Below are 24,821 nucleotides of genomic sequence, written 5' to 3' on the forward strand. Positions count from 1 at the left end.
GCATTTCATGGGGATTCTCCACAAGTCTTATGATCCCCAGTAACGTTTGTAACAAATGTTGACATTATCATTGAGTACTTTTACTTAATTTCCCCTCGTCATCCTTTTGTATGCTCAAAGGAGCTATACCTCATTTGGGGTTGCCGGTGGAATTTCCTAGTAATAGCGACTAATTGCCTTATCAAAGGGATTACGTTCAAAGCAAAACTTAAAGTAGTTATGCCAAATGTCGGGATTAATCGCGTTGTTAACTTCGGCAGCCGTGAAGTGATTATTACACTTGCGCTTAGACCCCTGATAAAAGAGAGCGAGCCAGTCTGACAACCGATAGTCAACCAAGGGAGCACGAAAATTGCGAGGCTCTGGATAACCCAATTGACGACGGATGCGCTCATCCTGCCAGCGAATCGGTGTGATGACATCCTGACTACCACAAAACTGGGAGAGGGCAATTACTGGTGCCAGCAGTTTTACGAGTTTTCAGGAAAATAAACCGATAGGTGTGGTTAATAATCATTGCGAATAGCTATCCAGAAGGGCAGTTTGACCGCTACTTGCGCTCTTGTGGCAGACTAGGAGATTGCAAGTACAGAGTCACAGGCATGTTCAAAACAATTTTAGTGGCCCTCGATACCAGTGAGCTATCGGCACGGGTGATGGCAGCGGTGACCCAGTTAAATCTTGACCCAGATGCCCAAGTGATTCTCAGTCATGTGATCTCACCGGCAGAGGCGGGGTTTGGGGTCAGTGCCGATCGCCCCTCGTTGCATCCGCAAATGGGCACCTACCGTAGTATTGAGCAGCATTTACAACAGTTCCAAAGCCACCTCCCCTGTGACTCGGAAATTGAAATTGTTACCGGTGACCCCGTCGAGGAAATTTTACGCTTGGCCAATATCTATGGGGCAGACCTGATTGTGCTGGGGAGTCGCGGCCTCACGGGGGTTGAGCGGGTTGTGCAAGGCTCAGTAAGTGGCGCCGTTGTGGCGGATGCCCCCTGTTCGGTGTTTGTGGTTAAGTCAGCGGAAACTTAGGGTATGACAGCACCATTGACGGGTCTGACAGCGGCGGAAGTGGCGGAGCGGCAAGCCAGAGGTCGCATTAACCGTCAAGCGAGTGAAAGCAATCGCACCTATGGCGACATTTTGCGGGAAAACCTCTTCACGTTTATCAATGGGGTTTTTGCTTTTATTAGCGTCATTTTGCTCTTTTTAGGTCGTCCGGGAGATGTGGCCGCCATCATCGTGGTGGTGTTTCTCAATGCCATCATTAGCATCCTGCAAGAAATTCGCGCCAAACGGCAGTTGGATGAAATTAGCCTCCTCACCCGTCCCCGTGTCAAGGTGCTGCGCGATCGCCAAGAGGCCATTATTGATCCCGCAGAAGTCGTAGAAGGGGATATTCTCCTTTTGGAGCCGGGGGATCAAATCGTTGCCGATGGCACTGTCGTTGGTGATGGACAGATCCAAGTGGATGAGTCCTTGCTCACAGGGGAGTCGGATCTCATCTCCAAGCAAGCGGGCGATCGCCTGTACTCCGGGAGCTTTTGTGTACGCGGTGCCGCTGCCTATGTCGCCGAACAGGTGGGGGAAGCCAGTACCGCCCATCAACTAACTGCTGCCGCCAAAACTTACCACCACAAACTGACCCCCCTGCAACGGGAAATTAACCTGATTATTCGCGTCATCCTTGCCCTTGCCATTTTCCTGTGGCTATTGGTGTTGCTTTCGCTGTTGGTACGCCTGACCACCCTACAAATGAGTGTGCAAACGGCGGCAGTGGTGGCGGGTCTTGTCCCCGTGGGCTTGTATCTGACAATTACGCTCACCTATGCCTTGGGGGCATTGCGCATCTCCCGTGCCAATGTCTTGGTGCAGCAGGTGAATGCCATTGAGTCCCTCAGTGGCGTCGATATTCTCTGCCTTGATAAAACGGGCACACTGACGGCCAATGCCCTTGAACTCCATAGCTGGTACGCCCTCACCGAGACAGAGGAAAAGACAAAAGCAGCTCTTGCCACGTTTACCGCCAGTGTTAGTGCTCCGAACCGCACCCTTGTTGCCCTCACGGAGGCCTTTGACGGCAGGCCCCAGCCCCTCCGCCTCGAAATTCCCTTTTCCTCCGCCTACAAGTGGAGTGCCGCAGCGTGGCAGGACTCGGAAACGTTTATCTTGGGGGCACCGGATGTTCTCTTCAAGGCTGAAGACCTCTCCCCTGAGGTGACTGAATTACTCCAGCGGGGACGGCAGCAGGGATTGCGGGTGCTTCTCTTTGCCCGTAGTTGCAGTGATCCGCAATGGGATGAGCGGCAGGAGACTGCCCTCTTGCCCCCAGATCTTGAACCCTTAGCAGTGATTTGGGTGGGCGATCGCCTGCGACCCCAATCCCGTGAGGTTCTAGAACGCTTTCAGCAAGCCGGAATTCAAATCAAAATTATCTCCGGCGACCACGCGGAAACCGTTGTTGCCCTTGCGAAACAAGTGGGTCTCGATGATGGGGCGATCGCCATCTCCGGCACAGAACTCGCCGCCATGGATGATCCTAGCTTTGATCAAATGGCTGAGAAAGCCACGGTTTTTGGTCGCATTACCCCCGAGCAAAAGGCGAAACTCGTGACTCGACTACGCGCCCTTGGGCATCAGGTGGCCATGATTGGCGATGGTGTCAATGATGTGCTGTCCCTGAAGCAGGCCAACGTGGGAATTGCTATGGAAAGTGGCAGTGCCATTACCCGGAATGTGGCTGATATTGTATTGCTTGCGGATTCCTTTGCCGCCTTACCAGCCGCCTTTCGGGAAGGACAGCGCATCTACAACGGCATTCAGGATGTCACGAAGCTCTTTTTGGTGCGGGTCTTTAGCTTTAGTTTGCTTTGTCTAGTCACCGTCATGGCAGGGCGCGCCTTTCCGCTGCTGATTAAGCACAATAGCCTGCTCACCCTGTGGGGGGTGGGTCTGCCGACCTTGGCGGTGGCTTTTTGGGCAGTGCCGGGGCCGCGTCCCCATCGATCGCTGATTCGTTCATTGTTGCACTTTGTCATCCCCGCCACCCTAAGCCTCGCACTGTTGGCCATTTTCATGTACTTGGGGGTTTTGGCACGGGAACTGACGCCCCTTGTGGAATTGCTCCAAGGACGCTTTGATCCAACGCTGTTGAATGGCCGCGAGGTGCTCTTAGAACTGGGGCAGAGTGTGGCGATCGCCCGCACGGCCTTGGTGACGACCCTGATGCTGGCCTCCCTTTGTTTAGTCCTGTTTCTCAAACCTCCCCATCCCATATGGGTTGGCGGCGCACCTTTAGTGGGCAACTGGCGTTATGTTGCTGTGGTTTTAGCTCTGCTGGCTGCCTTCCTGATCATCAGCTTCTCGCCGACCCTACGGGCAGTGGCCGAGTTGGAACCCCTGTCGTGGTCACTATGGGCATTGATTGTGCTGATTGTCTTGCTATGGGTGGTGGTCTTGCGGGCTTTTTGGCGCTATCGGCTTTTGGATCGCTTCCTTGGTGTCGATCTCAGTTAGGCATGGGGGGCGCGATCGCGCTGAATCGAGTAGAGATGGGCATACACCCCCCCTTGGGCGAGGAGTGTCTCATGGTCTCCCTGCTCACGGATTGTCCCTTGATCCAAAACCACAATTTGATTGGCATCCCGAACCGTACTGAGACGGTGGGCAATCACAATCATTGTGCGAGTACCCGTAATGGAGCGCAGGGCCAGTTGAATTTCCCGCTCCGATTCATAATCCAGACTTGAGGTCGCTTCATCAAAAATCAACACATCGGGATCTGCTAAGAGGGCACGGGCAATCCCTAACCGCTGCCGCTGTCCCCCCGAAAGCCGCAAGCCCCGTTCACCCACAATTGTGCGATAGCCCAAGGGCAACTGCTGCACAAATTCATCCACCCGCGCAATGGCACAGGCCTCATAGACGGCGTCGGCACTGACCTCAGGATTGGCATAGGTGAGGTTATCCCAGAGGGTGCCATTAAAGACATCCACCTCTTGGTGGACAATGGCCAAACGGCGGCGATAGGCGCGGACATCGAGGGTTTGAATATCTTGGCCATCAATGAGAATCTGCCCCTGATCCGGCTGGAAGTAGCGAAAGAGCAGCTTGATCAAGGTAGATTTCCCGGAACCCGATCGCCCCACCAAGGCCACCGTTTGGCAGGGTTCAATCAGTAAGTTAATATCCCGCAGAATGGGACGCCCCGGCGTGTAGCTAAACCAAACGTGCTGAAAATCCACTTTGCCCGAAAACTTCAGGCTAGGAATCTCCTGTTGCTCCAGATCAATGGCATCGCGACCGGGGGGCAATTCCATAAATTCATGGAAGCGCAAAATGGAGGCATAGCGGCGCGCAAACACCTCCGACACCTGCGAGAGGGGGGTAATTTCGGCATAGGCCATACTGGCAAGGGTGTAAATCGTAATAAAGTGACCAATGGAGACCCGGCCGGCGATCGTGGCTGCTAGGGAAAACCCCAACAAACTGAAAAGACAGAACTGGACTACGGTTCCCTGCCAAGTAATCAGGTGCATATAGCCGCGATGGATGCGGTCAATGACCATCTTGAACTCGCGATCGAGGCGCTGCTGTTGACGAGCGAGTTCACGGGCTTCCGTGGCAAAGGCCTTGACGGTTTTGATATTGGTAATGATTTCTGAGGTGCGGCTTTCTGTGCTTTCGATGTGGCTATCGAGAATTTCTTCCTTTTGAATGATCCGTCGCAGGGTGCGCAGGGTCAGCACCAAGATCACTGTAAAGGAGAGCAACAGTCCAAGGGCGATCGGCCAATCAAGCCACCAGACAATCACGCCAATCCCCAGCACCCGTACCAGTTTGGGAATCAGTTGACCGGCAATTTCGGGATAGCTCCACGTATGGTTGGAAATCCCTTTGCTAACACGATTGGCAATGCGACCCGGGTTGTTTTCCTCAAAGAATTCTAGGGGCAGCGTCAGGATTTTCTCGACGGCTTTGCGAGTGTGGTCGCGGCGGGCAGCCAAGGCAATCCACCAGTGGAACCATACCCCCAGCCACGGTTGAATTGGGGCACGCACCACAGTGGCCAAAAAGACAATACTGCCGAGAACGGTGAGATTGACGCCAAAGGCATTGTTCCAGCCCGTCCATGTTTGCAGCGTATGGGCGATCGCCACCACTGGCGGATCGAGGGGTTGTTGCGAGAGCAGGTTGAGAATTTGACCAATGGCATAGGGCACGAGCAAATCCACCAGTTCGCAGAGACTAGCTGCGGTAATACTGGCGATCGCCATCCCCCGATAGGCGCGATAGTAACCCAGAATGGAGCGAAACGTGGCCATAAAAACAGGACAAGCACTGTTCTTATTTTAAGATTTCTTAAAATTTTCTGCCGTCGCTCTTGGGTTGAGAATGCCCTTAGACCTTCACAGAGACTGGGGTGCGATTGAGGCGCGTTTCATAGGGGGCACTGGCAATCAGCGATCGCCCGGTCATCTCAGGGGGTTGAGGCAGCCCCAAAATTTCCAGAATTGTTGGCGCAATATCCGCCAGACACCCATCCTCTCGCAGGCTCACATCTGTAGCATGGCCGGGGATTTTGCGTTTCTCCCCTTCCACCAAGATGAAGGGAACGGGGTTAGTGGTGTGAGCCGTCCAAGGGTTACCGTCCTCGTCAATCATGTACTCAGCGTTGCCATGATCAGCGGTAATCAGCAGCGTGCCCCCCACCTTTGTTGTTGCTTCCACCAATACGCCTACACAGCGATCCACGGTTTCAATGGCTTGAATTGTTGCCGCTAATTGCCCCGTGTGCCCCACCATATCGGGGTTAGCAAAGTTCACCACAATTAGGGCATATTCCTGTTTCTCAATGGCCTCCTTAACCGCTTCTGTGACGGCAAGGGCAGACATGGCTGGCGCTTGATCGTAGGTGGCCACCATTGGACTGGGGATGAGAATGCGATCTTCGCCGGGGAAGGGTTCCTCAAGGCCGCCATTGAAGAAATAGGTGACGTGGGCATATTTTTCCGTTTCCGCTGCCCGCAGTTGCTTCAGGCCATGCTCGGCAATCACTTCCCCAAGGATATGATTGAGGTTTTGGGGCGGGAAGGCGACACCACAGTTAAAGTTGGCATCGTATTGGGTGAAGGTCACGTATTCCAAAGGCGTAATTAGCGTCCGTTCAAAGCCGCTAAAGTCAGGGTCAATAAAGGCTTGGGTGAGTTGGCGGGCGCGATCGGGACGGAAATTAAAGAACACCACGCCATCGCCGGGTTCAACGGCTCCTTCAGCAATGCGCGTGGGGACAATAAATTCATCGCCAATATCTTGGGCATAGGACTTACTGGCGACATCCACCGCCCGCAGGGGTTGAATATTTTCATTGCTGGTCATGACGCGGTAGGCCGCCTCGGTACGATCCCAACGGCGATCGCGATCCATGGCATAGTAGCGACCACTCACCGTCACAATTCGTCCGCAGCCAATGGTTTTCAGGCGTTGCTCCAATTCCTCAAGGACACCTGCGGCATCGCGGGGGGGTGTATCGCGACCATCGGTAATGGCATGGATACAAGCGGGCAAGTTCTGGCGCTTGGCCAGTTCCACCAAGCCGTAGAGGTGATCAATGTGGGAATGCACCCCGCCTGCAGAACACAGACCGATAAAATGGAGCTTGCCGTTGCGTTCCCTCACCGTTTGGCAGAGGTTCACGAGGACGGGATTGGAAAAGAAGCTCCCCTCTTCGACGGCATCGGAAATACGCACCAACTCTTGGGGCACAATGCGCCCAGCTCCAATATTTAAGTGTCCCACCTCGGAGTTACCCATTTGTCCCTTGGGGAGTCCCACTGCCTTCCCAGAGGTATCAATCAACGTGTGGGGGTAGACTTGCCACAAACTATCCATCACTGGCGTATGAGCAAGGGCGATCGCATTACCGTAAGTCTCTTCGCGATAACCCCAGCCATCCAAAATCATCAAAACAACGGGCGCAACAGGAGACGGTGCCATGTGAATGCCCTACCTTAACTTCTCTGGGAAATGGTGTAAGTTTTACAACCTCGCAAATGATACCATTCTCGACCGCGAGAGACAAATTGGGTAGCTTCTGCTACACTTCCCAGGCTGGATCAATTCTGCATCAATAGATGGATCTATCCTAGCGGATCAACGATGGCCAAATGTTGAAAACTGTTACAGATGCGGCTTTTCGGGATTAAATCCTTGAAGACAAAAAATTGCCGTGATAGTATCCAAACTGTTGTTTGTTAGCCAAAGTTGGGAGTCGTCCGTTGTCACTTCGGGTAGCAGTGGTCGGTGGTGGTCCAGCGGGTTCCTCAGCCGCCGAAACCTTAGCCAAAGCCGGAATCCAGACCTATCTCTTTGAACGTAAATTAGACAATGCCAAGCCCTGTGGCGGTGCGATCCCCCTGTGCATGGTCAGTGAATTTGACTTGCCGCCGGAAATCATTGACCGCCGCGTGCGCAAAATGAAGATGATTTCCCCCTCCAATATCGAGGTGAACATTGGCCATACCCTCAAAGACCACGAGTATATCGGTATGTGTCGCCGCGAAGTCCTCGATAGCTTTATGCGCAATCGGGCGGCGGATTTGGGCGCCAACTTGATCAATGGCACCGTCTTTAAGCTGGAGCAGCCCGCCACCAGCGATCAGCCCTACACCCTCCACTATGTCCAAGAGGATGGCACAGCTCAGACCCTTGAAGTGGATGTGGTGATTGGTGCCGATGGGGCAAATTCCCGCATTGCCAAGGAAATTGATGCCGGCGATTACAACTACGCCATTGCCTATCAGGAGCGCATCCGCCTGCCTGAGGACAAAATGGCCTACTACAACGAGTTGGCAGAAATGTATGTAGGGGATGACGTGTCCCCAGACTTCTATGCATGGGTTTTTCCGAAATATGACCATGTGGCCGTGGGCACCGGCACCATGAAGATTAACAAAGATCGCATTCGGGAGTTGCAAGCGGGAATCCGCGCCCGTGCTGCTGCCAAACTGGAAGGGGGGCAAATTATTAAAGTGGAAGCTCACCCCATTCCTGAGCATCCGCGGCCGCGGCGGGTGGTCGGTCGCGTGGCTCTGGTGGGAGATGCAGCCGGTACGGTCACCAAGTCTTCTGGGGAAGGCATTTACTTTGCCGCCAAGTCAGCCCGCATGTGCGCTGAAACCATTGTCGAGACCTCCAACAGCGGTCGCCGTATCCCCACCGAAGCAGATCTCAAGCTCTACCTGAAGCGCTGGGACAAAGCCTACGGCATGACGTACCTAGTGTTAGATCTGCTACAACGGGTCTTTTATCGCTCCGATGCCACCCGTGAGGCTTTTGTGGAGATGTGTAGCGATATTGATGTACAGAAGCTCACCTTCGATAGCTACCTCTACAAGACGGTGGTGCCGGCTAATCCCTTAGTGCAGTTGAAAATTACGGCAAAAACGATTGGTAGCCTGATGCGGGGCAATGCCCTTGCGCCCTAAGTGAGTTGCGGATCCGCCCTCGCCCTTAGAGGGCTTGGATCCACTCATGAATGCTGTACTCTGTCCACACCTGATGCTGCCAGTAGGGGTCGTTTTCAATCAATTGGCGCACGGTCTCTTCGCTATCCGCCTCGTAAATGGCAAAAAAGTAGCGCAAGTCTTTCGTAGGACCAATGGTGATGAGCACCCCTTGGGCTTTTTGAGCCGCAAGGCCGTCGAGGTGTGCTTGGCGATGGGGGGCACGCCGTTCGAGGACATCCTCACAGTAGCGTCCCCAAGCCACAAATTTGGTCATTTGATCCTCCTAGGCTTGTTCGGCAGCCAGTTGTGCCAGTTGTTCCTGCTGATCACGGCTGATGCAGGCTTGAATAATGGGTTCTAGATCCCCTTCTAGGACACTGCTGAGGCTAAAGTTCTGTCCCAAGCGGTGGTCGGTGACGCGATCGTCTTTGTAGTTGTAGGTGCGAATTTTTTCGGAGCGATCGCCCGTACCCACTTGGGAGCGACGCATTGAGGTAATGGCTTCCTGCTGTTCCCGCAGCTTCATTTCGTAGAGTTTTGCCCGTAGGATTTGGAACGCGCGCTCCTTGTTTTTCAGTTGGCTACGCTCTTCGGTGCAGAAGATGCGAATACCCGTCGGCTTATGGAAGAGGTCAACGGCTGTTTCTACTTTGTTGACGTTTTGGCCACCGGCACCTCCGGATCGCGCTGTGGTGAGTTCAATATCCTTGGGATCAATTTCTACTTCCACTTCATCCACTTCGGGCATTACCGCCACGGTGGCCGTAGAGGTGTGAACTCGCCCCCCCGCTTCGGTGACAGGCACCCGCTGCACGCGATGGACACCGGATTCAAACTTCAGCTTGCTATAGACGCGATCGCCCTTGATTTCGAGGATGGCTTCCTTGAAGCCCCCCATTTCTGCAAGGGATTCACTGACTAAGCTCACCTGCCAGCCTTGGCTTTTGGCGTAGCGGGAGTACATTCGCACTAAATCCCCTGCCCAAATTCCCGCTTCATCGCCCCCAGCACCCGCTCGAATTTCGAGCATGATGTTTTTATCATCATTGGGGTCACGGGGCAGCAGCAGAATTTTTAGGCGTTCCTCCAGTTCAGCAATGCGGCGGCTGAGATCCGCGACTTCTTCTTCAGCCATCTGGCGTAGCTCGGGTTCATTGACTGCTTCTTTAAGCAGTTGGCGGGCATCCACCAGTTGCTGATTGAGGGACTGCCATTCGTGATAGGCGTTCACCGTCTCCTCTAGGGCAGCACGGGAGCGAGCCACCTTCTGAAATTCGGTTGGGTTGACCGCCACATCGGGATCCGCCAAGCGACGGGTAAGTTCTGTAAAGGTTTGCTCGACAGTGCGGAGTTTTTCCAGAAGATAGGCTTCTGCCATAGGAAGGGCGGCGATACTCTAGACTTTGCGGGAGTAGTACTCAACCACGAGGAGTTCATTGACTTGGAGAGCAACCCATTGCCGTTCGACAATACCAGTGACTCTGCCGGTGAGGGTGCTTTTATCCAGTTCCAAGTGGCTGGGAAGATTGGCAAGACCGGGATTTTGAAGGTTGGTTTCCACCAAGCGGCGCGATCGCTCATTATCGCGGACGGTAATCACGTCCCCCGGACGGCACTGATAGCTGGGAATAGACACACTACGGCCATTGACCAGAATATGGCCATGATTCACCAGTTGGCGGGCTGCTGGAATCGTTGGTGCCATCCCAAGGCGGAAAACAGTGTTATCCAGCCGCATTTCCAACAACTGTAGAAGGGTTTGCCCCGTGGAACCACTGACCCGACGGGCTTTGCGCACATAGCGTACAAGTTGCCGCTCCGAGACCCCGTAGTTGAAGCGCAGTTTTTGCTTTTCGTCAAGGCGCAGGGCATATTCCGAACGCTTTTTGCGGGCTTGGCCATGTTGACCGGGGGGATAGCTCCGCTTGGGGGCTTTGCGGGTGAGACCAGCCAGTTCACCCAGACGACGGACAATTCTCAAACGAGGGCCACGATATCGAGCCATGCAACTATACCCAACCTACAGTGATGATGGTGTCCAACCAAAAATGTGCAAAAAATACACTGATCTGCCGAGGGCAACTTAATCAGCTTGCCTAGTATATCAAGGGGATGGGCGCGATCGCAACCCTAGGACAAAGTAAGCCAATCGTTTGTGGGAATGCCACCATGCCAACCCTCTGCCCGTCTGCTCGACCACGTCAAAACCCTAGAAGACCCCCGCGCAGAACACTTGCTAGAGCATCAACTCCTTGACATCATTGGTCTGACCATCTGTGCCGTCCTCTGTGGTGCAGAGGTGTGGGTGGAGATTGAGGACTACATGACTGGACTGTAGTGTACGATAAAGACTTAATCCCGTCCCCATCGTAGCTAGCTTCCGCGTCGCGGTGGCGAATCGATAAGTGCGGGGAGTCCATGTAGCTCACCTTTTAGGTAGAGCGCGGTACTGATAGCTCCCTGAACCCCTCATTAAGTTAGAGCAACAGGTGTAACCCAATCTCTTCGATGGAACTGATTCAAGCTGCCCTGCCGGCCTTTTTGCGGGGAGCACTAAATACACTCATTTACTGTGGTATTTCCTTTCCGCTAGCGGTGTTGCTAGGCATTGTCCTCGCGGCCATGAGCACCTCCCCCTTTCTGTTTCTGCGCTGGCCAGCACTTGGCTTTATTGAGCTAATGCGCAATACCCCCATGATCACCCAACTGCTCTTGCTTTACTACGGCGTCGGTGCAGTATTAGCCCAGATGAATCTTGCGACTTGGGTAAATGCGTGGACAGCGGGGGTGACAGCCCTGACGCTCAACTATGGCGCCTATGAAGCAGAGGTCTTTCGTGCGGGCCTGCAAGCGGTGGATGTGGGGCAACGGGAAGCGGCTCTCTCCCTAGGCATGAGTCAACAACAGGGATTTGTGCGCATCATTTTGCCCCAAGCCATTCAAATTGTGATCCCACCCCTAGTCAATGACTTTATCTACATGCTCAAGGATTCGGCCATTGTCAGTGTGATTGCCGGCGTGGACTTAACCTCAGTGATGCGGGTGTGGGTGATTCGCAACAGTAGCCAGCCATTTCCTCTGTATGCGCTGGCCTTAATTCTCTACCTGCTAATGAGTTTGCCGATCGCGTGGTGGGGACGGCGTTTGGAGCAGCGGCTAAAGGCTAAAATATCTTAAGGTCTGCACATTCTGGAGCCGCTTTCCCTGTGAGCGATCGCCTGCACCTGACCCACTTACCCAGTCTCGCCACAGAACGGGACGGCCAAGATGTTATCCGAGGTCTGACTCAGCAACCCAAGTCTCTTCCCTCCTACTACTTCTACGATGCTGCGGGATCACGCCTCTTTGAGCAAATCTGTGAGCTGCCGGAATACTACCCCACCCGTACAGAATTGGGCATTTTAGAGACCGCCGCCGGGGCGATCGCCCAACTCACGGGCGCCTGTGAACTCGTGGAACTTGGCAGTGGCAGCGATCGCAAGATTCGCCTTCTCCTATCGGCCTATGCCCACATACAACCTCGGCTTTATTATCGTCCCATTGATGTCAGTGGCTCGATCCTCAAAACCAGTGCCATGGCTCTTCTTGCCGACTATCCGCAGCTCAGTATTCATGGTCTTGTCGGTACCTATCAAGTGGGCTTAGAGCACCTACCGCCCCCCTTGGCACCTCGGCGCTTGCTCTGCTTTCTCGGTAGCACCATTGGCAACCTCTCCCCCAGCGAATGCCAGACCCTTTTTCAACAGATTCATCGGGTTCTTAGGGACGGGGACTATTTCCTGCTGGGCGTGGATCTGATCAAAGACACGAGTATTTTGCTCCCTGCTTACAACGATGCCCAAGGGGTGACGGCTGCCTTTAACCGCAATCTCCTCCATCACCTCAACTGGCGCTTTCAAGGAAATTTTCAGCCCGCAGCCTTTGCCCATCGCGCCATCTATAACCCGATTGCCCAGCAAATTGAAATGTATCTCGATTCACAGCAGCGGCAAACCGTTACCTTGGCTGCCCTTGATTTTCAGTGCACTTTTACTGTGGGTGAACCGATTCTCACCGAAATTTCCCGCAAGTTTGATCTTGCTGCCCTCAAGGCGGCATTAACGGCTGCTGGATTTCGATGGATCAAGGCCTTTACCGACCCTCAGCAGTGGTTTGCCCTCTGCCTCTGCCAGGTTTAGAGCGAAGGCCTTTGGAATAGGTTAGAATCAGGGAGAAAAGCCGCCTTCATGGCTCAGGTTGCGGCGTTGATAGCTCAGCGTGGAAGGATTCTATGCCCATCGGAGTACCCAAAGTCCCCTACCGGATGCCCGGTGAACCCTACACCCAGTGGATTGACATCTACAACCGTCTCTATCGCGAGCGGATTATTTTCCTTGGTAAAGAAGTCGATGATGAGATTGCCAACCAAATTGTGGCAGTGATGCTCTACCTTGACTCCGAAGATCCGGGCAAAGACATCATGCTCTACATCAACTCCCCCGGTGGCTCCGTCACCGCTGGCATGGCAATCTATGACACGATGCAACATATTAAATCCGATGTCGTCACCATTTGTGTGGGTCTGGCTGCCTCGATGGGGTCTTTCCTCCTTGCAGCCGGTACCAAAGGCAAACGGTTGGCATTACCCCACTCCCGCATCATGATTCACCAGCCCTCTGGTGGTACCCGTGGCCAAGCAACGGATATTGAGATCGAAGCTCGCGAAATTTTACGGGTACGGCGACAACTCAATGAGCTATACGCCCACCATACCGGCCAGCCCCTCGAAAAAATTGAGCGGGATATGGATCGTGACTTCTTCATGTCCGCCGAAGAGGCAAAAAACTACGGCTTGATTGATCGGGTGATTGAGGAGCGTCACAGCTAGTTTGCTGGCACATTGGCTGAGAGTTCAAATGAACATGAGGTTGAACATGTTGCAATTGCTCAAGTCGGCTATCGGCATTCCCCTTGTGATAGGTGGCATCCTTGTCCTAGGAGTAGGTCAACCAGTGCGTGCCCAAGGCGCCAGCCCGCTGCCTCCGGAAATGATGAAGACCATGGTTGAGCAGCTGAGTGATTCCTTGGCAAAATATGTGTCACGGGCAAGTTGTACAGATATCGCCCAGTTGCTCAAAATGCTACCCACCAATGGTACTAACCCAGCTCCCGATTCCGGTTCCATCATCGGTGCTGCTATCCTGTCAGTCAGAAATAATCCGGAGCTGCAAGGGATCATTGTCTCGCGAGTGGGGCCACCGCTGGTCAGTAAAGTTGTGGAATGCAACATGATTTCGGCGGATCTACTGCTGAAGGCCATGAGTCAATCCCCCTCCAACCCCTAAAAGGAGCAACCCATGACTTGGCGTGCCACGACCACTGCGTTAGATCGTATCCTTGCCAGCTTAGCGTATCTGCTGCCGCTCTTCTACGTCATGCCCTTTGGTGGCTTTTTGTTTGATTTGTTTCCACCACTGCAAGCACTGGTGTTAGTGGTTTTACCGGTAGCCTTGATCTACTCCATTCCCTTTGCTGGCCTAATCGTTTTTATGCTGTTGTACCTGCTGGTGGTGCGCAACAGTCGTATCAGCCTTTTTATTCGCTATAACACGATGCAGGCACTGTTGATGGGGATTGTGCTGTTTATTGTCCAACTACTGGTACAACTGCTGATCCGCGTTGCTAGTTTTGACCTGCTGATTAAAGTGCTCTTCAACTTTGTCTTTATTGCCACGGTGATTGGCGTCGTCTATGCGGTGGTGCAGTCTGTACGCGGCATCTATGCCGAAATTCCCACGCTGTCGGATGCCACAAAAAGCCAAGTGTTTTAGGGGATGCGAGGGAGTCCCTCATCCCGTATGATCAGAAGGTGACGCTACGAAAAACGACAACATCATGGAAACACTCAAAATTACCGTTTATATCGTTGTGACCTTCTTTGTCCTGCTCTTTGTTTTCGGGTTCCTTTCGGGTGACCCAGCTCGTAACCCCAAGCGTAAGGATCTCGAGTAATCCTCGCCAAAGGGGGTGGGCATCGGGTAACGTAACTAGACGTAACTAGGCAGTGGTCGTGAGGAAGTTTGGCCGTTGTTGTTTTTACCCCTTTTTGCTAGTCTGCCCCCCCCTGCACAACCCGCAGAAATGACTGAGGTCAGCGGCGCACCACAAGCGGAGCTACTTGGAACAACGGTAGCTCCTGATCTCAGCAGTACAACGCCGATCAGCCCTAGGCCAACACCGGATTTTACAGCCCCCCTCCGTCTTGGGGAGGCCAATGCTGAAACGCCCGTTGTCCGTGATCAACCCTTGGAGGTGACGGCCGATCGCCAAGAGTTTGATCTGATGCGGCGATTATTTAATGCCATTGGCAATGTTTTCCTCCGATTTAAGGAAGCTGAACTCACCGCTGATCGCATTCAAACCGATATTGACGCCCAAATTCTGGTGGCGGAAGGCAATGTGACGATTACGCGCGGCGATCAAGTCCTGCAGGGCGATCGCTTGGAATATAACCTCAGACTCGATCAAGGCTCTCTCACCAATGCTCGCGGCGTCGTCAATACCGCTAGGGTGGATCAAGACCTGAGCCTGACTCGCTCTCCTAGCCCCCCACCCCTTAGCCCTCTTCCCGGTCTTGACGAACAGGGCACAGCTCCCCAAGCCGAAGTGACAGAAACCTTTGATCGGTTGCGCTTTGAGGCCGATCGCCTAGAGTTTGATGGTCGCCGCTGGTTTGCTGCCAATCTGCGGATTACCAATGACCCCTTTAGTCCGCCAGAGCTGGAAGCACGGGCTCAGGAAGCCACCGCCGAACCCCTCAGTGCCGATGAAACCCTGCTCAAGGTACGACGGGGTCGTGTGGTCTTTGATCAGCGGGTGGCCTTACCCATTGTGCTGCGGCGGTTTGTTGTAGGTCGTCCCTATGAAGTGTTGCCCTTTGAGTTTGGCTATGATGAACAAGATCGCGGCGGCGTATTTCTCGCCTATCGGTACAGAGCAATCAATACCCCCAATACCCAAATCACCTTCCTGCCATCCATCTATTTAGAACGGATCATCAACAATGACTTTGATGTTTTTGATGCTAAAAGCTACGGGGCGGCGATCGAGCTAGGCCATCGGTTCACGCCGCAGACTCGTGTGCGCGGTTACGGCTTCTTGAATACGCTCAACCCTAACGACTGGCCGAGTACGTCACGCGCAGGGGTAGACTTGTTCCACAATTTTGATGCCCGCAATCTCCTAACTGTTTCTGCCCTTTATCGCCAACGGGTTTTTAATCGTTCCCTTGGGGAGCAGGAAATTACCAGTAGCTTTGGCGGCACGTTCAGTGGTACAGGTATTCCCTTAACTCAGGGCCTAGCACTCAGTTATCTTCTGGGAGGTCAATACGTCACGGCAGCCAGTGATGATCCCTCCCTACCCCCTAAGCCAAGCCTAGGTCGTCTTCAAGCTGCCGCAAGTCTTAACTGGGTGATGCCCATTTGGCGGGGCACTCCCTTACCGCCGACGCGAACCCAAGGCCTGCGCTATAGCCCCCGTCCTGTACAACCCTTCTTGCAGTTCTATAGTCAGGTAGGCGGTGTAGCGAACTACTATACCAATGGCAGTACCCAACCCGCGTTAGTTGCAGGGGCAGGGTTTCGGGGTCAAGTGGGTCATTTTTCTCGTCATTGGTTTGACTACACCAGTTTTGATGTGGGATTTACACAGACATTGAGTGAGCCATCCTCGCCCTTTCTCTTTGATCGGATTACTGACTTTAGTGTGCTCAACGTGGGATTGTTGCAGCAGATTTACGGTCCGCTGCGAGCGGGTGCCCAAATGCAAATTAATATGGACACAGGGAGAGTTTTTGATACAAACATTATTGTGGAATATAGCCGTCGCACCTATGGGGTGGTGTTTCGCTATAACCTCGATCGCCAGTTGGCGACGATTCTTTTGCGCATTAATGGGTTTAACTGGCGCGGCAATGCTGATCCCTTTTCCAGTCCCGGACTGGGTACGGCGACCGATGGTGTGATTCGCTCCAATTAGGATGATGCTTCTATGCCAACACCCAATGTACGTGTTTTTCCAGATTTGGCTGCCCTGACGGCGGCGGCAAAGCAGTTTGTTCTTGAGCAGGCCACTGGGGCGATCGCCCAACGGGGGCAATTTACGCTTGCCCTTGCCGGCGGCAACACGCCTAAACCGTTGTATGAAAGCCTTATCTCTGCGGATACTCCTTGGTCACGGTGGCACATTTTCTGGGGTGATGAACGCTATGTCCCCCTCGATCATGCCGACAGCAATGCGGGGATGGCCTTTCAGGCGTGGCTCAATCATGTACCGATTCCCAAAAATCAGATTCACCCAATGCCAACGGCGGATGCGGATCCGCAGACCGCTGCCGATCGCTATGAGCAAATCCTGCGCCAAACCTTTGGCATCCGTGAAGGAGAAGTTCCCAGCTTTGATCTGATTTTGCTCGGTATGGGACCCGATGGCCATACGGCCTCCCTGTTTCCCCACACAGCAGCCCTGACAGTGGGCGATCGCCTGATTACCGTGGGCAACAAGGATGGCCAGCCCCGCCTCACCTTCACGGTGCCCCTGATTAACCATGCCCGTCAAATTCTCTTTCTTGTGACGGGTGCCAATAAACAAACTGCCCTACGTCATATTTTCTCTGGGACGACTGATCCCCATCTCTATCCGGCACGGCTGATTACTGGCAATGCCCTTTGGTTTTTGGATGCGGCGGCGGCTGAGGGTGTTGTTGCAAACGCCTAGGCTGTGGGTCTGCCCCGTTCGTGAATGGCCTGAATAATTGCAGTATTGGCTTTCGGAAAGGGAAACTGCTCCAATTCCTTAGGGGTCACCCAACGGATGGCATCGCACCCCAAGGGCTGAGGACTTCCTGAAAGATACTGGCAGTAATAGACATGGAGCGTCACCCGAAAATGGGTGTAGGCATGATCAATGTCAATCAAATGCTCACCAACACTAATCTCAATGCCCAATTCCTCACGAATTTCCCGCTGAATACACTCCTGAACCGTCTCATTGGGTTCAATTTTGCCCCCCGGAAACTCCCATAGTCCCCCCAATAGACCTGTTGGTGGCCGCCGATCAATGAGAATCTGACCTGCCGCATTCCAAATCACCGCGACACCAATCTTTTTATGGGGTAAGGGGGAACGGCTCATTTTGCGAGGAATCTCATGGGTTAACTGCTGTTGGTAAGCCACGCAATGGTGTTGCCAAGGACAAGCATGACACAGGGGTTGGCGGGGTGTACAGATCGTTGCCCCCAGATCCATCAGGGCTTGATTAAAATCGCGGGGGGCTTGGGGACACAGCAGTTGCGCCGACCACTGCCACAGTTGGGCTTCCGCTTGCTTGGGGGGGATCGTGAGTCCATAGAGACGGGCAAGCACCCGTTTGACATTGCCATCGAGAATCGGCTGGGGCTGATTAAAGGCAGCACTGAGGATCGCACCTGCGGTACTGCGACCAATTCCCGGTAATGCCACCACGGCCTCGTAGGTGCAGGGAAATTGCCCCCCATGATCGGCCATGATCTGTTGAGCCGCGCGGTGTAAATGGCGTGCCCGTGCATAGTAGCCCAATCCCTGCCACAGTTTCAAGACGGTTTCCAAATCGGCAATCGCTAAGTCGGCGATCGCGGGAAAGGTGGCTAGCCAACGTTGATAGTAGGGAATCACCGTGGCCACTTGGGTTTGCTGGAGCATAATCTCTGAGACCCAGATGGCATAGGGATCGCGCGTGTGCCGCCAAGGTAAATCCCGCCCCTGCTGCTGATACCACTGTAAAAGTGCAAAACGAAGGGCAGGTAGTGTGTACCCGCCCCCACTGTCCTGTACCGTTGGCATGGGTTATTTGCTGTCTTCCGCTTGGGCAGCCGCTTGGAGCGATCGCTCGAATTCAAGACGTTGCTCGGCACCGCGCAAGAAGTAACCACTCATCATTGCCGAAGCCAAGAGACGCCCAAGGTGCTCCCGATTCGTGGTAATGGAAACCTCAAACCCCTCCGGTGGCAAGTAGCCCAGCAGGTTACCAATGTGGCGTTCCATCACAATGGCCATTTCTGGCGACGCGGGACGGGACAGGCGAGCCACCACTTCTGCATCCAAACTTTGCAGATAGTTCCAGAGGGAATCAGCACTTTCTTGAAGATTGCGAGGGTTCATGGTTGGCTCCATAGAGTGTCCTCCCAAAAAGGTAGTCTGGCCAACAGGTCAGCGTGCCTGTGATAGCCTAGCTTTAATCTAGCAAGGGTGAATTTTAGGTGGGGGGTGGGAGAACCGATCTCCCAAGGTCTCATTTTCCGTCCCCGTTTTTATTATTATTTAGTTAATAAAAATAGGGTTGTTCTGGGTGAATTCCTATGACGGAACGTGATTTGTTTGACCTTGCGCCCTACATTGATCATACCCAGCTTGACCCCTTGGCAACCACAGCAGAGATTGAACGATGCTGTGCTGAAGCAGAACAATGGAAATTTACCGCCGTCTGTGTCATGCCCGTCTGGGTGAAGACGGCAGTTCAGTTGCTCCATCGCACACCCGTGAAAGTGTGTACCGTCATTGGCTTTCCCAGTGGTGCCCACACCAGTGCCACGAAACTCTATGAGGCGCAGGAGGCGGTTGACAGTGGTGCGACAGAGTTGGATGTGGTGCTCAACTTGGGTTGGCTCAAGGAGGGCAACACCGAGGCCGTCTATCGCGATATTGCCCAAATCTGCGCGGAAACGGGGGTGACCGTCAAGGCAATTTTGGAAACCACGGTGCTGACAGAGGAAGAAAAACAACTGGCCGTGGATATTTGCTTGGATGCGGGGGTGGCTTTCCTGAAAACCAGTACGGGCTGGCGCGGGGGTGCCACGGTTGCAGATGTGCGTCTGCTCAAGCGCCTGAGTCGCGATCGCGTGGGCATTAAGGCCTCTGGCGGCATTCGTACGCGGGAGCAAGCCCTTGAACTGATTAATGCGGGTGCCACTCGCTTAGGTACATCCCGCAGCCTCGACTTGATGCAGGTCTAGCTATTCACCGGTAATCGCAAGGGGACTCACCCACACTGGCGGACAACAACCATAGGGGGTGACTTCAACTTCAGTGCCCAGATGGAGAATACCTTTCAGCAGGCTGCGAATATCGCCGGCCACGGTGGCCGCTTCAATGCTGATGGCTTCGCCGTTGCGCAACAGCCAACCGTCAAAGGGGAGGGAAAATGAGCCTTGAAGGGCTTTCACGCCCGCGTGGAGGGCATGGAGTTCGTCAATCCAGACAAGACCATCGGCGCGATCGCCCCCTTCACCCGCTGGGACATCGTAGAAGTGACCACTCACTGTCACCTTTGCCCCTAAGTTGGCATGCCCCGTGGGTTGGGTTTGAAAGCGACGCGCCGTACCGGCACTGTGGTAGAGACCCGTGAGAATGCCCTGCTCAATCAGAGGGGTGCGGCGGGTGGGGGTACCTTCGCCATCAAAGAGGGGCTGACCCACATTCTGGGGATGGCGGGCGTCGTCGTACACGCTCAAAAGGGAGCTGGCGATCGCCTGATGGAGGGACTCCGGCGTCGAAAGGCTTTGACGATCCAAAATGTTTTGGGCATTAAAGAGATTGCTAAAGGCATTGAGCAGGCTGAGGAAGGCGGCGGGTGAAAAAAGAACGGGGTACTGACCCGAAACAATGGGTTCATAGGCCAAGTGGCGAATGGTTTTGTCGGCCACTTCATCAATGCAGCCCGCAATGTCTAAGTGCTCAAGATCGGGACTGATGCGAATGGCACCCGCACTGCGGGGTTTGCGACCCGCCTCATCGGTTTTGCTGTAGAGATAGAGCGTGGTTGTGGTGGTGGTTTGCTGGCGATTGGCACCCTCGCTGTTGAGATAAACCCGTTCTAACCGTCGCTGGCTGAGACCATTGTAGGGAACGCTAGCGATCGCTGGATGTCGCCCCAACAGCTCCCGTTCGGCGGCAATCAGTTGATCTAGGAGGGTTTTTGCCGAGGCAAGGGGCACATCAGCCGTTGTAAGTGTTGTGTCACCAAGGGGGGCGGTGGCCAAGGGACTAAAGTCGGGGATGTCCTCTGTAACACCAAAAGCACTGGCTTCTTTGGCCATTTCTAGAGCCGTCTCTAAACCGCGATCGTCCAATTGGGTGGTGCTGGCTACCCCTAGGCGACCCGTTGAGTTCCACACCCGCACGGTAATCCCCGATCGCTGCGAGGCCTTCACCTGTTTGGGTTCCCCCTGCTGTACTTGGACACTCACCTCATCCACATGGGAGCCACCAAGGTCAAATTTTTCAATGCCAAGGCGGCGGGCGATCGTGGCTACCCGCTCATGGAGGGTTAAGGCAGGGGTCAGGGTTACCGTCATGGTGTTCGGATCAGTGCATTAACAAATCTTAAAACTATTCTAGCCCTATCCTCGGCGTGGTGGGCGATCGCCTAGGTGGGTTAAAAATCACATCGTTTCTCGCTAAGATTTTTGGAGCAATGTTGATCGCGAGAAGAAAGCCATGGTGCAACCATCCCTAGGGGTCGATGGTGACGGTGAATGGTTGGGGGGAAAATCGCCCCAGTGGTCTGAGCGCCGCGCCCGCCTTGAAGAATTAATTGTGACACTGCGGGTTGCCGATGAATTGGCGGCTGGTAAATACTTGATTACCAGTGGTGAATTGGCAGAATTGATGGATGTGCACGCCAGTGCCGTCACCAGTCGCGGTGAAGAATGGACATGGCGCAATTGGCAGATCTCGCGGGTGCGCCGTGAAAGCAACCAAATTCTCTGGCAATTGGAACGCATTGATGTCGCCAAAGAGCAGTCCTCAGAATTGCCCCCGACGTAGTTTGCGAGCGAATCATGGAGCTGGATTTTCCCCTTGAGTGTTTTGACCACGATTTAAGTGCGACGGCCTTAGCGCACTTTCTGAATGCGGATCAGTTGGCCGTGGATACGGAAACCATGGGCTTGAATATCCCCCGCGATCGCCTGTGCTTGGTGCAGGTGTGCGACCCAGAGGGACAAGTAGCAGTGATCAAGATTGCCCGTGGCCAGAAAGAGGCTCCCCACCTGCAGCAACTCCTCGAGCACCCCCGCATTACCAAAATCTTTCACTATGCCCGCTTTGATTTGGCCACGTTGCGCTACCACTTGGGGATTCGGGTTCACCCTGTCTTCTGCACCAAAATTGCCAGCAAGATTGCCCGTACCTATTCCCCCCGCCACGGCCTCAAGGACTTGGTCTTGGATTTGTTGGGCATAGAAATTGATAAATCCGCCCAAAGTTCCGACTGGGGCAATGCCATGGCCCTGCGGGAAGATCAACTGCGGTATGCGGCCAATGATGTGCGCTATCTGATTCCCCTGCGGCAGCAGCTCACAGCCATGCTGAAACGGGAAGAACGCTTTGAGTTAGTGCAAACGGCACTGAGTTGCCTGCCCGCGATTGTGGATCTGGATTTAGCGGGGTACACCCAAGTCTTTGAGCACGGCTAGGAACGGGTCAATGGTCGAAACAGAAGTTGGCTGGCCACGCTGACACCGTTCACAAAAGGGGCACTCATAGCAGTATTTCGACACTTGGGTCTCGGAAACTTGAGGGAGATTCTGCCCCTGCTCATAGGCTGGCAGCCATTGGCGCAGTTGGTTAAGGCACTGCTCTAGGGTGTGGTGGATTTGCTCGTGGATGGCCTCACTGTAGGGAAAGGCGTAGAAATTTGCTCCCTTCTCTCCTTGGGCAAACCAGTAGGTCATGGAAATCTGGCTGGGGGGGTAGGGACTAGTGGCTGCTAGGAGATAACAGTAAAGGCGAGTCTGCCAATGACGGGCTAAGGTGTCTGGGGCGGGTGGGTGGGCATAGGTTTTCCAATCGAGAATCTGCGCTTGCCCTTGGCCAAAAATCACGTAGTCATACACGCCCACAAGGGTGAATTCCTGCCAGCCCAGACTGCGGACATGCTCTGCTTCCCCTTGACCCTCAATCATGGGCGGTGGCATGGTTTGAAAGGCCGCAAACCACGGTTGTAATTCGGGCTGCGCCTCAAGAATTGGGCGGATATCGAGTCCTTGAAAGTGCTGTTGCATCAGGCGGTGGAAGTCGCGACCCTGCTTTTGGGCAGTGGTTTCCGTTAATTGTGTGGCCTCTGGCAGCATCAAGCTGTCAAGATAGCGGTACTGATATTGCCGTGCACAGGTTTGCAGGGTGCGTAGATGGGCTTGGGAAAGTTGCATCGTCTAGATCCAACCCAATAGTGTCATGAGGCCGTAGAGAATCCAGAGCGTGGCAATGGCGATCGCCCAATAGGGGGCAGCCCAAGATTGCTTTTGCTGTAAATCCGGGGAGTGCCACTCACTCACCTCAACAAAGGGAACTGTCCCACGTCGAAACCAGCCGCGTACCACCAGCGATCGCCCCGCCAAGGTTTTCAGATAGGCTGGCTCAAGGATTGGCCAAATCGGCCCCCAAGCTCGATGGCAGCGCAGGGGAAACAAGCCCTGATCCGTCTCCAGCCACAGGTGCTGTCCTAGACCATTGCGCAAGCCCGTCACTGCCCGTAAATGCCCCTTTAGCTCGGCAACGGGACTATCAAGGGGCAAAAGACGATGAAGAAGCTGACCCAAGGTGTAGGTTTGGGGAGGCCGAGGCGGGTAGTAGGCATTCAGGCGTAAAAAGAGACCTAACCCAAGGCCAATGGGAATGAAGCCCCGTGCCAAGGTTAACCCATCCGCCAACCACCACAGAGGAAAGGCGATCGTCCCCGCCCGCAGTGCAAATTGACCAACGCCCGTGAGGATAATCGTCGTGATGACTCCCGCGATCGCCCCCCAGAAGGGAGCCAGTTGTTGCCCAGCCCGTTGACAGCGAAGGGAGGAAGTCGAGGGCAGGGAAAGCAGGGGTTCCAGTCGCCATTGCCGCGCATAGGTCATCAGGGCTTGCAGGCGTAGTCCAAGGGGACGATGGGAGGAGGTCAAGCGAAACCAATACCGCAGGGGATGGGCGGTATCCCAGCGGAGCAGCATTGGCCAATCGAGGGGTTGATTGCCCCACAGGGCAGCTTGGGTTGGATTTAGGGGTAGAAGCAGGCGCAAGGATTCTAGGGGGGCACCGATTTCCCCTTGGGCACACACCGTCGTTGCTGTGGCTGCCATGAGGCGAAACCAAGCCATCACAAGGGTATTGGGATTACCGATCAAGGCTGCCCCTTGGCGATCGCTATAATACTGCCGCAGTTGATTACTCCAGAAACAGAGCATCTCTAGTCCGCGGAAGAGAAGATAACTCCCCTGACCCACCATGGCACAGAGGAGATAGAGGGTACCCCTGATGATCCGCCGTCTCCAGTGCTTGCCATAGGGAGGGGCAAAGCGATCGCCCCAACGGCTGCACCAACAGTACAAGTCATAGGGCAGTTGCAATAGCAGTACAAGAGGGGTCACTAGGGTATTCAGCCCCAGTCGTAGTTGGGCAATTTCACCGGCCATTAAAGCCAGCAGTTCCTCGCTAGAGAGCGATCGCAATAGACCTTCGCTGACAATAATGCGGCGCTGCCAGCGTCCATAGCTAAAAATGATCGGTGCTGCCGTCATCAAGCAGCCTATTTGGGGACAGGGTTGCCACCACGACCACGACAAACGCCCCAAGAGCATCACCGTTTCGGGACTATACTCCTCAAGTTCGCCAAGACTCACAGGACGCAAACCATAGCCAGCTCGCAATCGCCATGACCACAGCCAACTGCCAGCGCTGAGTAACCCCAACCCCAAGCAGCCCAGCAAAAACCACGCCATCACCCCTTCCCAGCCCCGCAGGAGTGCCAGTGGATCATTGGCGTAGTTAAGGAGGCCTGCAATCAAAACCTGTAGCGGTTTTTGGAGTAGCCACGCGATCAGCAGCAGTGTTGCCCCCTGACTTAGCCAGAGATAAATGCGAGGCACCGGTCGCAGTTGCATAGGCGGCCTTGAACTCGGCGCTGAAACACGCTCAAGGTAGGAGGAAGTGGGTTCCTCATCCAAGTAGCGTTCCAATTCTGGCAGATGTTTTTCTGCCCAAGCCCGAATGGAGGGGAGGGGCGATCGCGCTAGAAGTTGACAGAGATCAATGGCCTCTTGCCACTGGCGGGTGTGGGCATAGGCTTTAATCAGGTGCAGATGAGCCTTGAGACCTTCGCGGCGTTGACCGTGGCTGGCAATGACGGCTTTGAAGGCGGCGATCGCCAGTTGATAATCTCCGCGATTAAAGGCCGCTAAACCCGCAATATAGCGAGGATCTAAGCGAAAATCGGATTCTGGATCGGGCATACTTGAGTATTCCCCAGA

The 24,821-nt window shown here is 54.2% G+C and carries 25 protein-coding genes; 15 read left to right on the forward strand and 10 right to left on the reverse strand.

Features of this window, described 5'->3' with window-relative positions; genetic code table 11:
• The first annotated feature begins 602 nt into the window (after positions 1-602).
• Entirely contained in the window at positions 603-1,034 is a 432-nt protein-coding gene (locus RHJ80_RS01485) for a universal stress protein (RefSeq protein WP_310743271.1), read from the forward strand.
• A 3-nt stretch (positions 1,035-1,037) separates the two neighbouring features.
• Positions 1,038-3,518: an HAD-IC family P-type ATPase gene (locus RHJ80_RS01490; RefSeq protein ID WP_310801323.1), complete on the forward strand. Its 2,481-nt coding sequence runs from the start codon at positions 1,038-1,040 to the stop codon at positions 3,516-3,518.
• Here the strand turns inward: RHJ80_RS01490 and RHJ80_RS01495 are convergent.
• Complete coding sequence (locus tag RHJ80_RS01495; protein ID WP_310801324.1) at positions 3,515-5,326, reverse strand: ABC transporter ATP-binding protein; 1,812 nt, start codon at positions 5,324-5,326, stop codon at positions 3,515-3,517. The two genes, RHJ80_RS01490 and RHJ80_RS01495, sit on opposite strands and share 4 nt — an antisense overlap.
• Positions 5,327-5,402: 76 nt before the next feature.
• Positions 5,403-6,998 carry a 2,3-bisphosphoglycerate-independent phosphoglycerate mutase gene (gene gpmI, locus RHJ80_RS01500; RefSeq protein ID WP_310801325.1) on the reverse strand — a complete coding sequence of 532 codons (1,596 nt, stop codon included), beginning with the start codon at positions 6,996-6,998 and terminating at the stop codon, positions 5,403-5,405.
• A gap of 281 nt (positions 6,999-7,279) precedes the next feature.
• On the opposite strand from gpmI, the gene chlP reads away from it, so the two are divergent.
• Positions 7,280-8,488: a geranylgeranyl reductase gene (chlP, locus tag RHJ80_RS01505; protein ID WP_310801326.1), complete on the forward strand. Its 1,209-nt coding sequence runs from the start codon at positions 7,280-7,282 to the stop codon at positions 8,486-8,488.
• 25 nt (positions 8,489-8,513) lie between these two features.
• Here the strand turns inward: chlP and RHJ80_RS01510 are convergent, their stop codons facing one another.
• From RHJ80_RS01510 to rpsD, 3 genes are read right to left on the reverse strand one after another with little or no spacing between them, the layout of a single operon-like run.
• On the reverse strand, positions 8,514-8,783 hold the full coding sequence (locus RHJ80_RS01510) for a YciI family protein (RefSeq protein WP_310801327.1): 270 nt from the start codon (positions 8,781-8,783) through the stop codon (positions 8,514-8,516).
• Positions 8,784-8,792: 9 nt separating this feature from the next.
• Complete coding sequence (prfA, locus tag RHJ80_RS01515; RefSeq protein ID WP_149821148.1) at positions 8,793-9,887, reverse strand: peptide chain release factor 1; 1,095 nt, start codon at positions 9,885-9,887, stop codon at positions 8,793-8,795.
• Between the two features lie 18 nt (positions 9,888-9,905).
• On the reverse strand, positions 9,906-10,514 hold the full coding sequence (gene rpsD, locus RHJ80_RS01520; RefSeq protein WP_181495092.1) for a 30S ribosomal protein S4: 609 nt from the start codon (positions 10,512-10,514) through the stop codon (positions 9,906-9,908).
• 156 nt (positions 10,515-10,670) lie between these two features.
• Between rpsD and RHJ80_RS01525 the strand changes: the two genes are divergently transcribed.
• The 9 genes from RHJ80_RS01525 (at position 10,671) to pgl (ending at position 17,266) form a co-directional block, all read left to right on the forward strand.
• Positions 10,671-10,847 (forward strand): transposase family protein, encoded by a 177-nt coding sequence (locus RHJ80_RS01525; RefSeq protein ID WP_399384399.1) that lies wholly within the window; start codon positions 10,671-10,673, stop codon positions 10,845-10,847.
• A 170-nt stretch (positions 10,848-11,017) separates the two neighbouring features.
• Positions 11,018-11,686 (forward strand): amino acid ABC transporter permease, encoded by a 669-nt coding sequence (locus tag RHJ80_RS01530; protein ID WP_310801328.1) that lies wholly within the window; start codon positions 11,018-11,020, stop codon positions 11,684-11,686.
• A 29-nt stretch (positions 11,687-11,715) separates the two neighbouring features.
• The gene (egtD, locus tag RHJ80_RS01535) at positions 11,716-12,687 is read left to right on the forward strand and encodes an L-histidine N(alpha)-methyltransferase (RefSeq protein WP_206200773.1); all 972 of its coding nucleotides are present in this window, start codon (positions 11,716-11,718) and stop codon (positions 12,685-12,687) included.
• A 92-nt stretch (positions 12,688-12,779) separates the two neighbouring features.
• Positions 12,780-13,376 carry an ATP-dependent Clp protease proteolytic subunit gene (locus RHJ80_RS01540; RefSeq protein WP_225901614.1) on the forward strand — a complete coding sequence of 199 codons (597 nt, stop codon included), beginning with the start codon at positions 12,780-12,782 and terminating at the stop codon, positions 13,374-13,376.
• 46 nt (positions 13,377-13,422) lie between these two features.
• Positions 13,423-13,833: a hypothetical protein gene (locus tag RHJ80_RS01545; protein WP_310744000.1), complete on the forward strand. Its 411-nt coding sequence runs from the start codon at positions 13,423-13,425 to the stop codon at positions 13,831-13,833.
• Between the two features lie 12 nt (positions 13,834-13,845).
• Positions 13,846-14,319, forward strand: a complete 474-nt coding sequence (locus RHJ80_RS01550) for a Tic20 family protein (protein ID WP_310801329.1) — start codon at positions 13,846-13,848, stop codon at positions 14,317-14,319.
• A 64-nt stretch (positions 14,320-14,383) separates the two neighbouring features.
• Positions 14,384-14,500 carry a photosystem II reaction center protein I gene (locus RHJ80_RS01555; protein WP_011056917.1) on the forward strand — a complete coding sequence of 39 codons (117 nt, stop codon included), beginning with the start codon at positions 14,384-14,386 and terminating at the stop codon, positions 14,498-14,500.
• Positions 14,501-14,578: 78 nt separating this feature from the next.
• Entirely contained in the window at positions 14,579-16,528 is a 1,950-nt protein-coding gene (locus RHJ80_RS01560) for a DUF3769 domain-containing protein (RefSeq protein WP_310801330.1), read from the forward strand.
• A 12-nt stretch (positions 16,529-16,540) separates the two neighbouring features.
• On the forward strand, positions 16,541-17,266 hold the full coding sequence (gene pgl / locus RHJ80_RS01565; protein ID WP_310801331.1) for a 6-phosphogluconolactonase: 726 nt from the start codon (positions 16,541-16,543) through the stop codon (positions 17,264-17,266).
• On the opposite strand, the gene mutY is transcribed toward pgl, so the two are convergent.
• Both mutY and RHJ80_RS01575 read right to left on the reverse strand, forming a co-directional pair.
• Complete coding sequence (gene mutY / locus RHJ80_RS01570; RefSeq protein WP_310801332.1) at positions 17,263-18,369, reverse strand: A/G-specific adenine glycosylase; 1,107 nt, start codon at positions 18,367-18,369, stop codon at positions 17,263-17,265. The two genes, pgl and mutY, sit on opposite strands and share 4 nt — an antisense overlap.
• Positions 18,370-18,372: 3 nt before the next feature.
• On the reverse strand, positions 18,373-18,699 hold the full coding sequence (locus RHJ80_RS01575; protein ID WP_024124133.1) for a DUF760 domain-containing protein: 327 nt from the start codon (positions 18,697-18,699) through the stop codon (positions 18,373-18,375).
• A 185-nt stretch (positions 18,700-18,884) separates the two neighbouring features.
• Between RHJ80_RS01575 and deoC the strand changes: the two genes are divergently transcribed.
• Positions 18,885-19,538 carry a deoxyribose-phosphate aldolase gene (gene deoC, locus RHJ80_RS01580; RefSeq protein ID WP_310801333.1) on the forward strand — a complete coding sequence of 218 codons (654 nt, stop codon included), beginning with the start codon at positions 18,885-18,887 and terminating at the stop codon, positions 19,536-19,538.
• Here the strand turns inward: deoC and RHJ80_RS01585 are convergent, their stop codons facing one another.
• Positions 19,539-20,879, reverse strand: coding sequence for a TldD/PmbA family protein (locus RHJ80_RS01585; RefSeq protein WP_310801334.1), 1,341 nt, complete (start codon positions 20,877-20,879; stop codon positions 19,539-19,541).
• A gap of 142 nt (positions 20,880-21,021) precedes the next feature.
• Here RHJ80_RS01585 and RHJ80_RS01590 point away from each other — a divergent pair, with 142 nt between their 5' ends.
• Complete coding sequence (locus RHJ80_RS01590) at positions 21,022-21,351, forward strand: hypothetical protein (RefSeq protein ID WP_310743277.1); 330 nt, start codon at positions 21,022-21,024, stop codon at positions 21,349-21,351.
• 14 nt (positions 21,352-21,365) lie between these two features.
• On the forward strand, positions 21,366-22,001 hold the full coding sequence (locus RHJ80_RS01595) for a ribonuclease H-like domain-containing protein (protein ID WP_310744730.1): 636 nt from the start codon (positions 21,366-21,368) through the stop codon (positions 21,999-22,001).
• Here the strand turns inward: RHJ80_RS01595 and RHJ80_RS01600 are convergent.
• Positions 21,966-22,736: a PD-(D/E)XK nuclease family protein gene (locus tag RHJ80_RS01600; protein ID WP_310743279.1), complete on the reverse strand. Its 771-nt coding sequence runs from the start codon at positions 22,734-22,736 to the stop codon at positions 21,966-21,968. The genes RHJ80_RS01595 and RHJ80_RS01600 overlap by 36 nt on opposite strands.
• A 3-nt stretch (positions 22,737-22,739) precedes the next feature.
• Positions 22,740-24,803, reverse strand: coding sequence for a zinc metalloprotease HtpX (locus RHJ80_RS01605; protein WP_310801335.1), 2,064 nt, complete (start codon positions 24,801-24,803; stop codon positions 22,740-22,742).
• Positions 24,804-24,821 lie beyond the last annotated feature (18 nt).

The organism is Thermosynechococcus sp. QS41, from assembly GCF_031583515.1.
GTDB lineage: Bacteria > Cyanobacteriota > Cyanobacteriia > Thermosynechococcales > Thermosynechococcaceae > Thermosynechococcus.

Excerpts from the sequence above, each read along its gene's own strand:
- RHJ80_RS01485 (WP_310743271.1), top strand. The coding sequence starts at position 603 with ATGTTCAAAACAATTTTAGTGGCCCTCGATACCAGTGAGCTATCGGCA.
- RHJ80_RS01490 (WP_310801323.1), top strand. The coding sequence starts at position 1,038 with ATGACAGCACCATTGACGGGTCTGACAGCGGCGGAAGTGGCGGAGCGG.
- RHJ80_RS01495 (WP_310801324.1), bottom strand. The coding sequence starts at position 5,326 with ATGGCCACGTTTCGCTCCATTCTGGGTTACTATCGCGCCTATCGGGGG.
- gpmI (WP_310801325.1), bottom strand. The coding sequence starts at position 6,998 with ATGGCACCGTCTCCTGTTGCGCCCGTTGTTTTGATGATTTTGGATGGC.
- RHJ80_RS01510 (WP_310801327.1), bottom strand. The coding sequence starts at position 8,783 with ATGACCAAATTTGTGGCTTGGGGACGCTACTGTGAGGATGTCCTCGAA.
- prfA (WP_149821148.1), bottom strand. The coding sequence starts at position 9,887 with ATGGCAGAAGCCTATCTTCTGGAAAAACTCCGCACTGTCGAGCAAACC.
- rpsD (WP_181495092.1), bottom strand. The coding sequence starts at position 10,514 with ATGGCTCGATATCGTGGCCCTCGTTTGAGAATTGTCCGTCGTCTGGGT.
- RHJ80_RS01525 (WP_399384399.1), top strand. The coding sequence starts at position 10,671 with ATGCCACCATGCCAACCCTCTGCCCGTCTGCTCGACCACGTCAAAACC.
- RHJ80_RS01530 (WP_310801328.1), top strand. The coding sequence starts at position 11,018 with ATGGAACTGATTCAAGCTGCCCTGCCGGCCTTTTTGCGGGGAGCACTA.
- RHJ80_RS01540 (WP_225901614.1), top strand. The coding sequence starts at position 12,780 with ATGCCCATCGGAGTACCCAAAGTCCCCTACCGGATGCCCGGTGAACCC.
- RHJ80_RS01545 (WP_310744000.1), top strand. The coding sequence starts at position 13,423 with ATGTTGCAATTGCTCAAGTCGGCTATCGGCATTCCCCTTGTGATAGGT.
- RHJ80_RS01550 (WP_310801329.1), top strand. The coding sequence starts at position 13,846 with ATGACTTGGCGTGCCACGACCACTGCGTTAGATCGTATCCTTGCCAGC.
- RHJ80_RS01555 (WP_011056917.1), top strand. The coding sequence starts at position 14,384 with ATGGAAACACTCAAAATTACCGTTTATATCGTTGTGACCTTCTTTGTC.
- pgl (WP_310801331.1), top strand. The coding sequence starts at position 16,541 with ATGCCAACACCCAATGTACGTGTTTTTCCAGATTTGGCTGCCCTGACG.
- mutY (WP_310801332.1), bottom strand. The coding sequence starts at position 18,369 with ATGCCAACGGTACAGGACAGTGGGGGCGGGTACACACTACCTGCCCTT.
- RHJ80_RS01575 (WP_024124133.1), bottom strand. The coding sequence starts at position 18,699 with ATGGAGCCAACCATGAACCCTCGCAATCTTCAAGAAAGTGCTGATTCC.
- deoC (WP_310801333.1), top strand. The coding sequence starts at position 18,885 with ATGACGGAACGTGATTTGTTTGACCTTGCGCCCTACATTGATCATACC.
- RHJ80_RS01585 (WP_310801334.1), bottom strand. The coding sequence starts at position 20,879 with ATGACGGTAACCCTGACCCCTGCCTTAACCCTCCATGAGCGGGTAGCC.
- RHJ80_RS01590 (WP_310743277.1), top strand. The coding sequence starts at position 21,022 with ATGGTGCAACCATCCCTAGGGGTCGATGGTGACGGTGAATGGTTGGGG.
- RHJ80_RS01595 (WP_310744730.1), top strand. The coding sequence starts at position 21,366 with ATGGAGCTGGATTTTCCCCTTGAGTGTTTTGACCACGATTTAAGTGCG.
- RHJ80_RS01600 (WP_310743279.1), bottom strand. The coding sequence starts at position 22,736 with ATGCAACTTTCCCAAGCCCATCTACGCACCCTGCAAACCTGTGCACGG.
- RHJ80_RS01605 (WP_310801335.1), bottom strand. The coding sequence starts at position 24,803 with ATGCCCGATCCAGAATCCGATTTTCGCTTAGATCCTCGCTATATTGCG.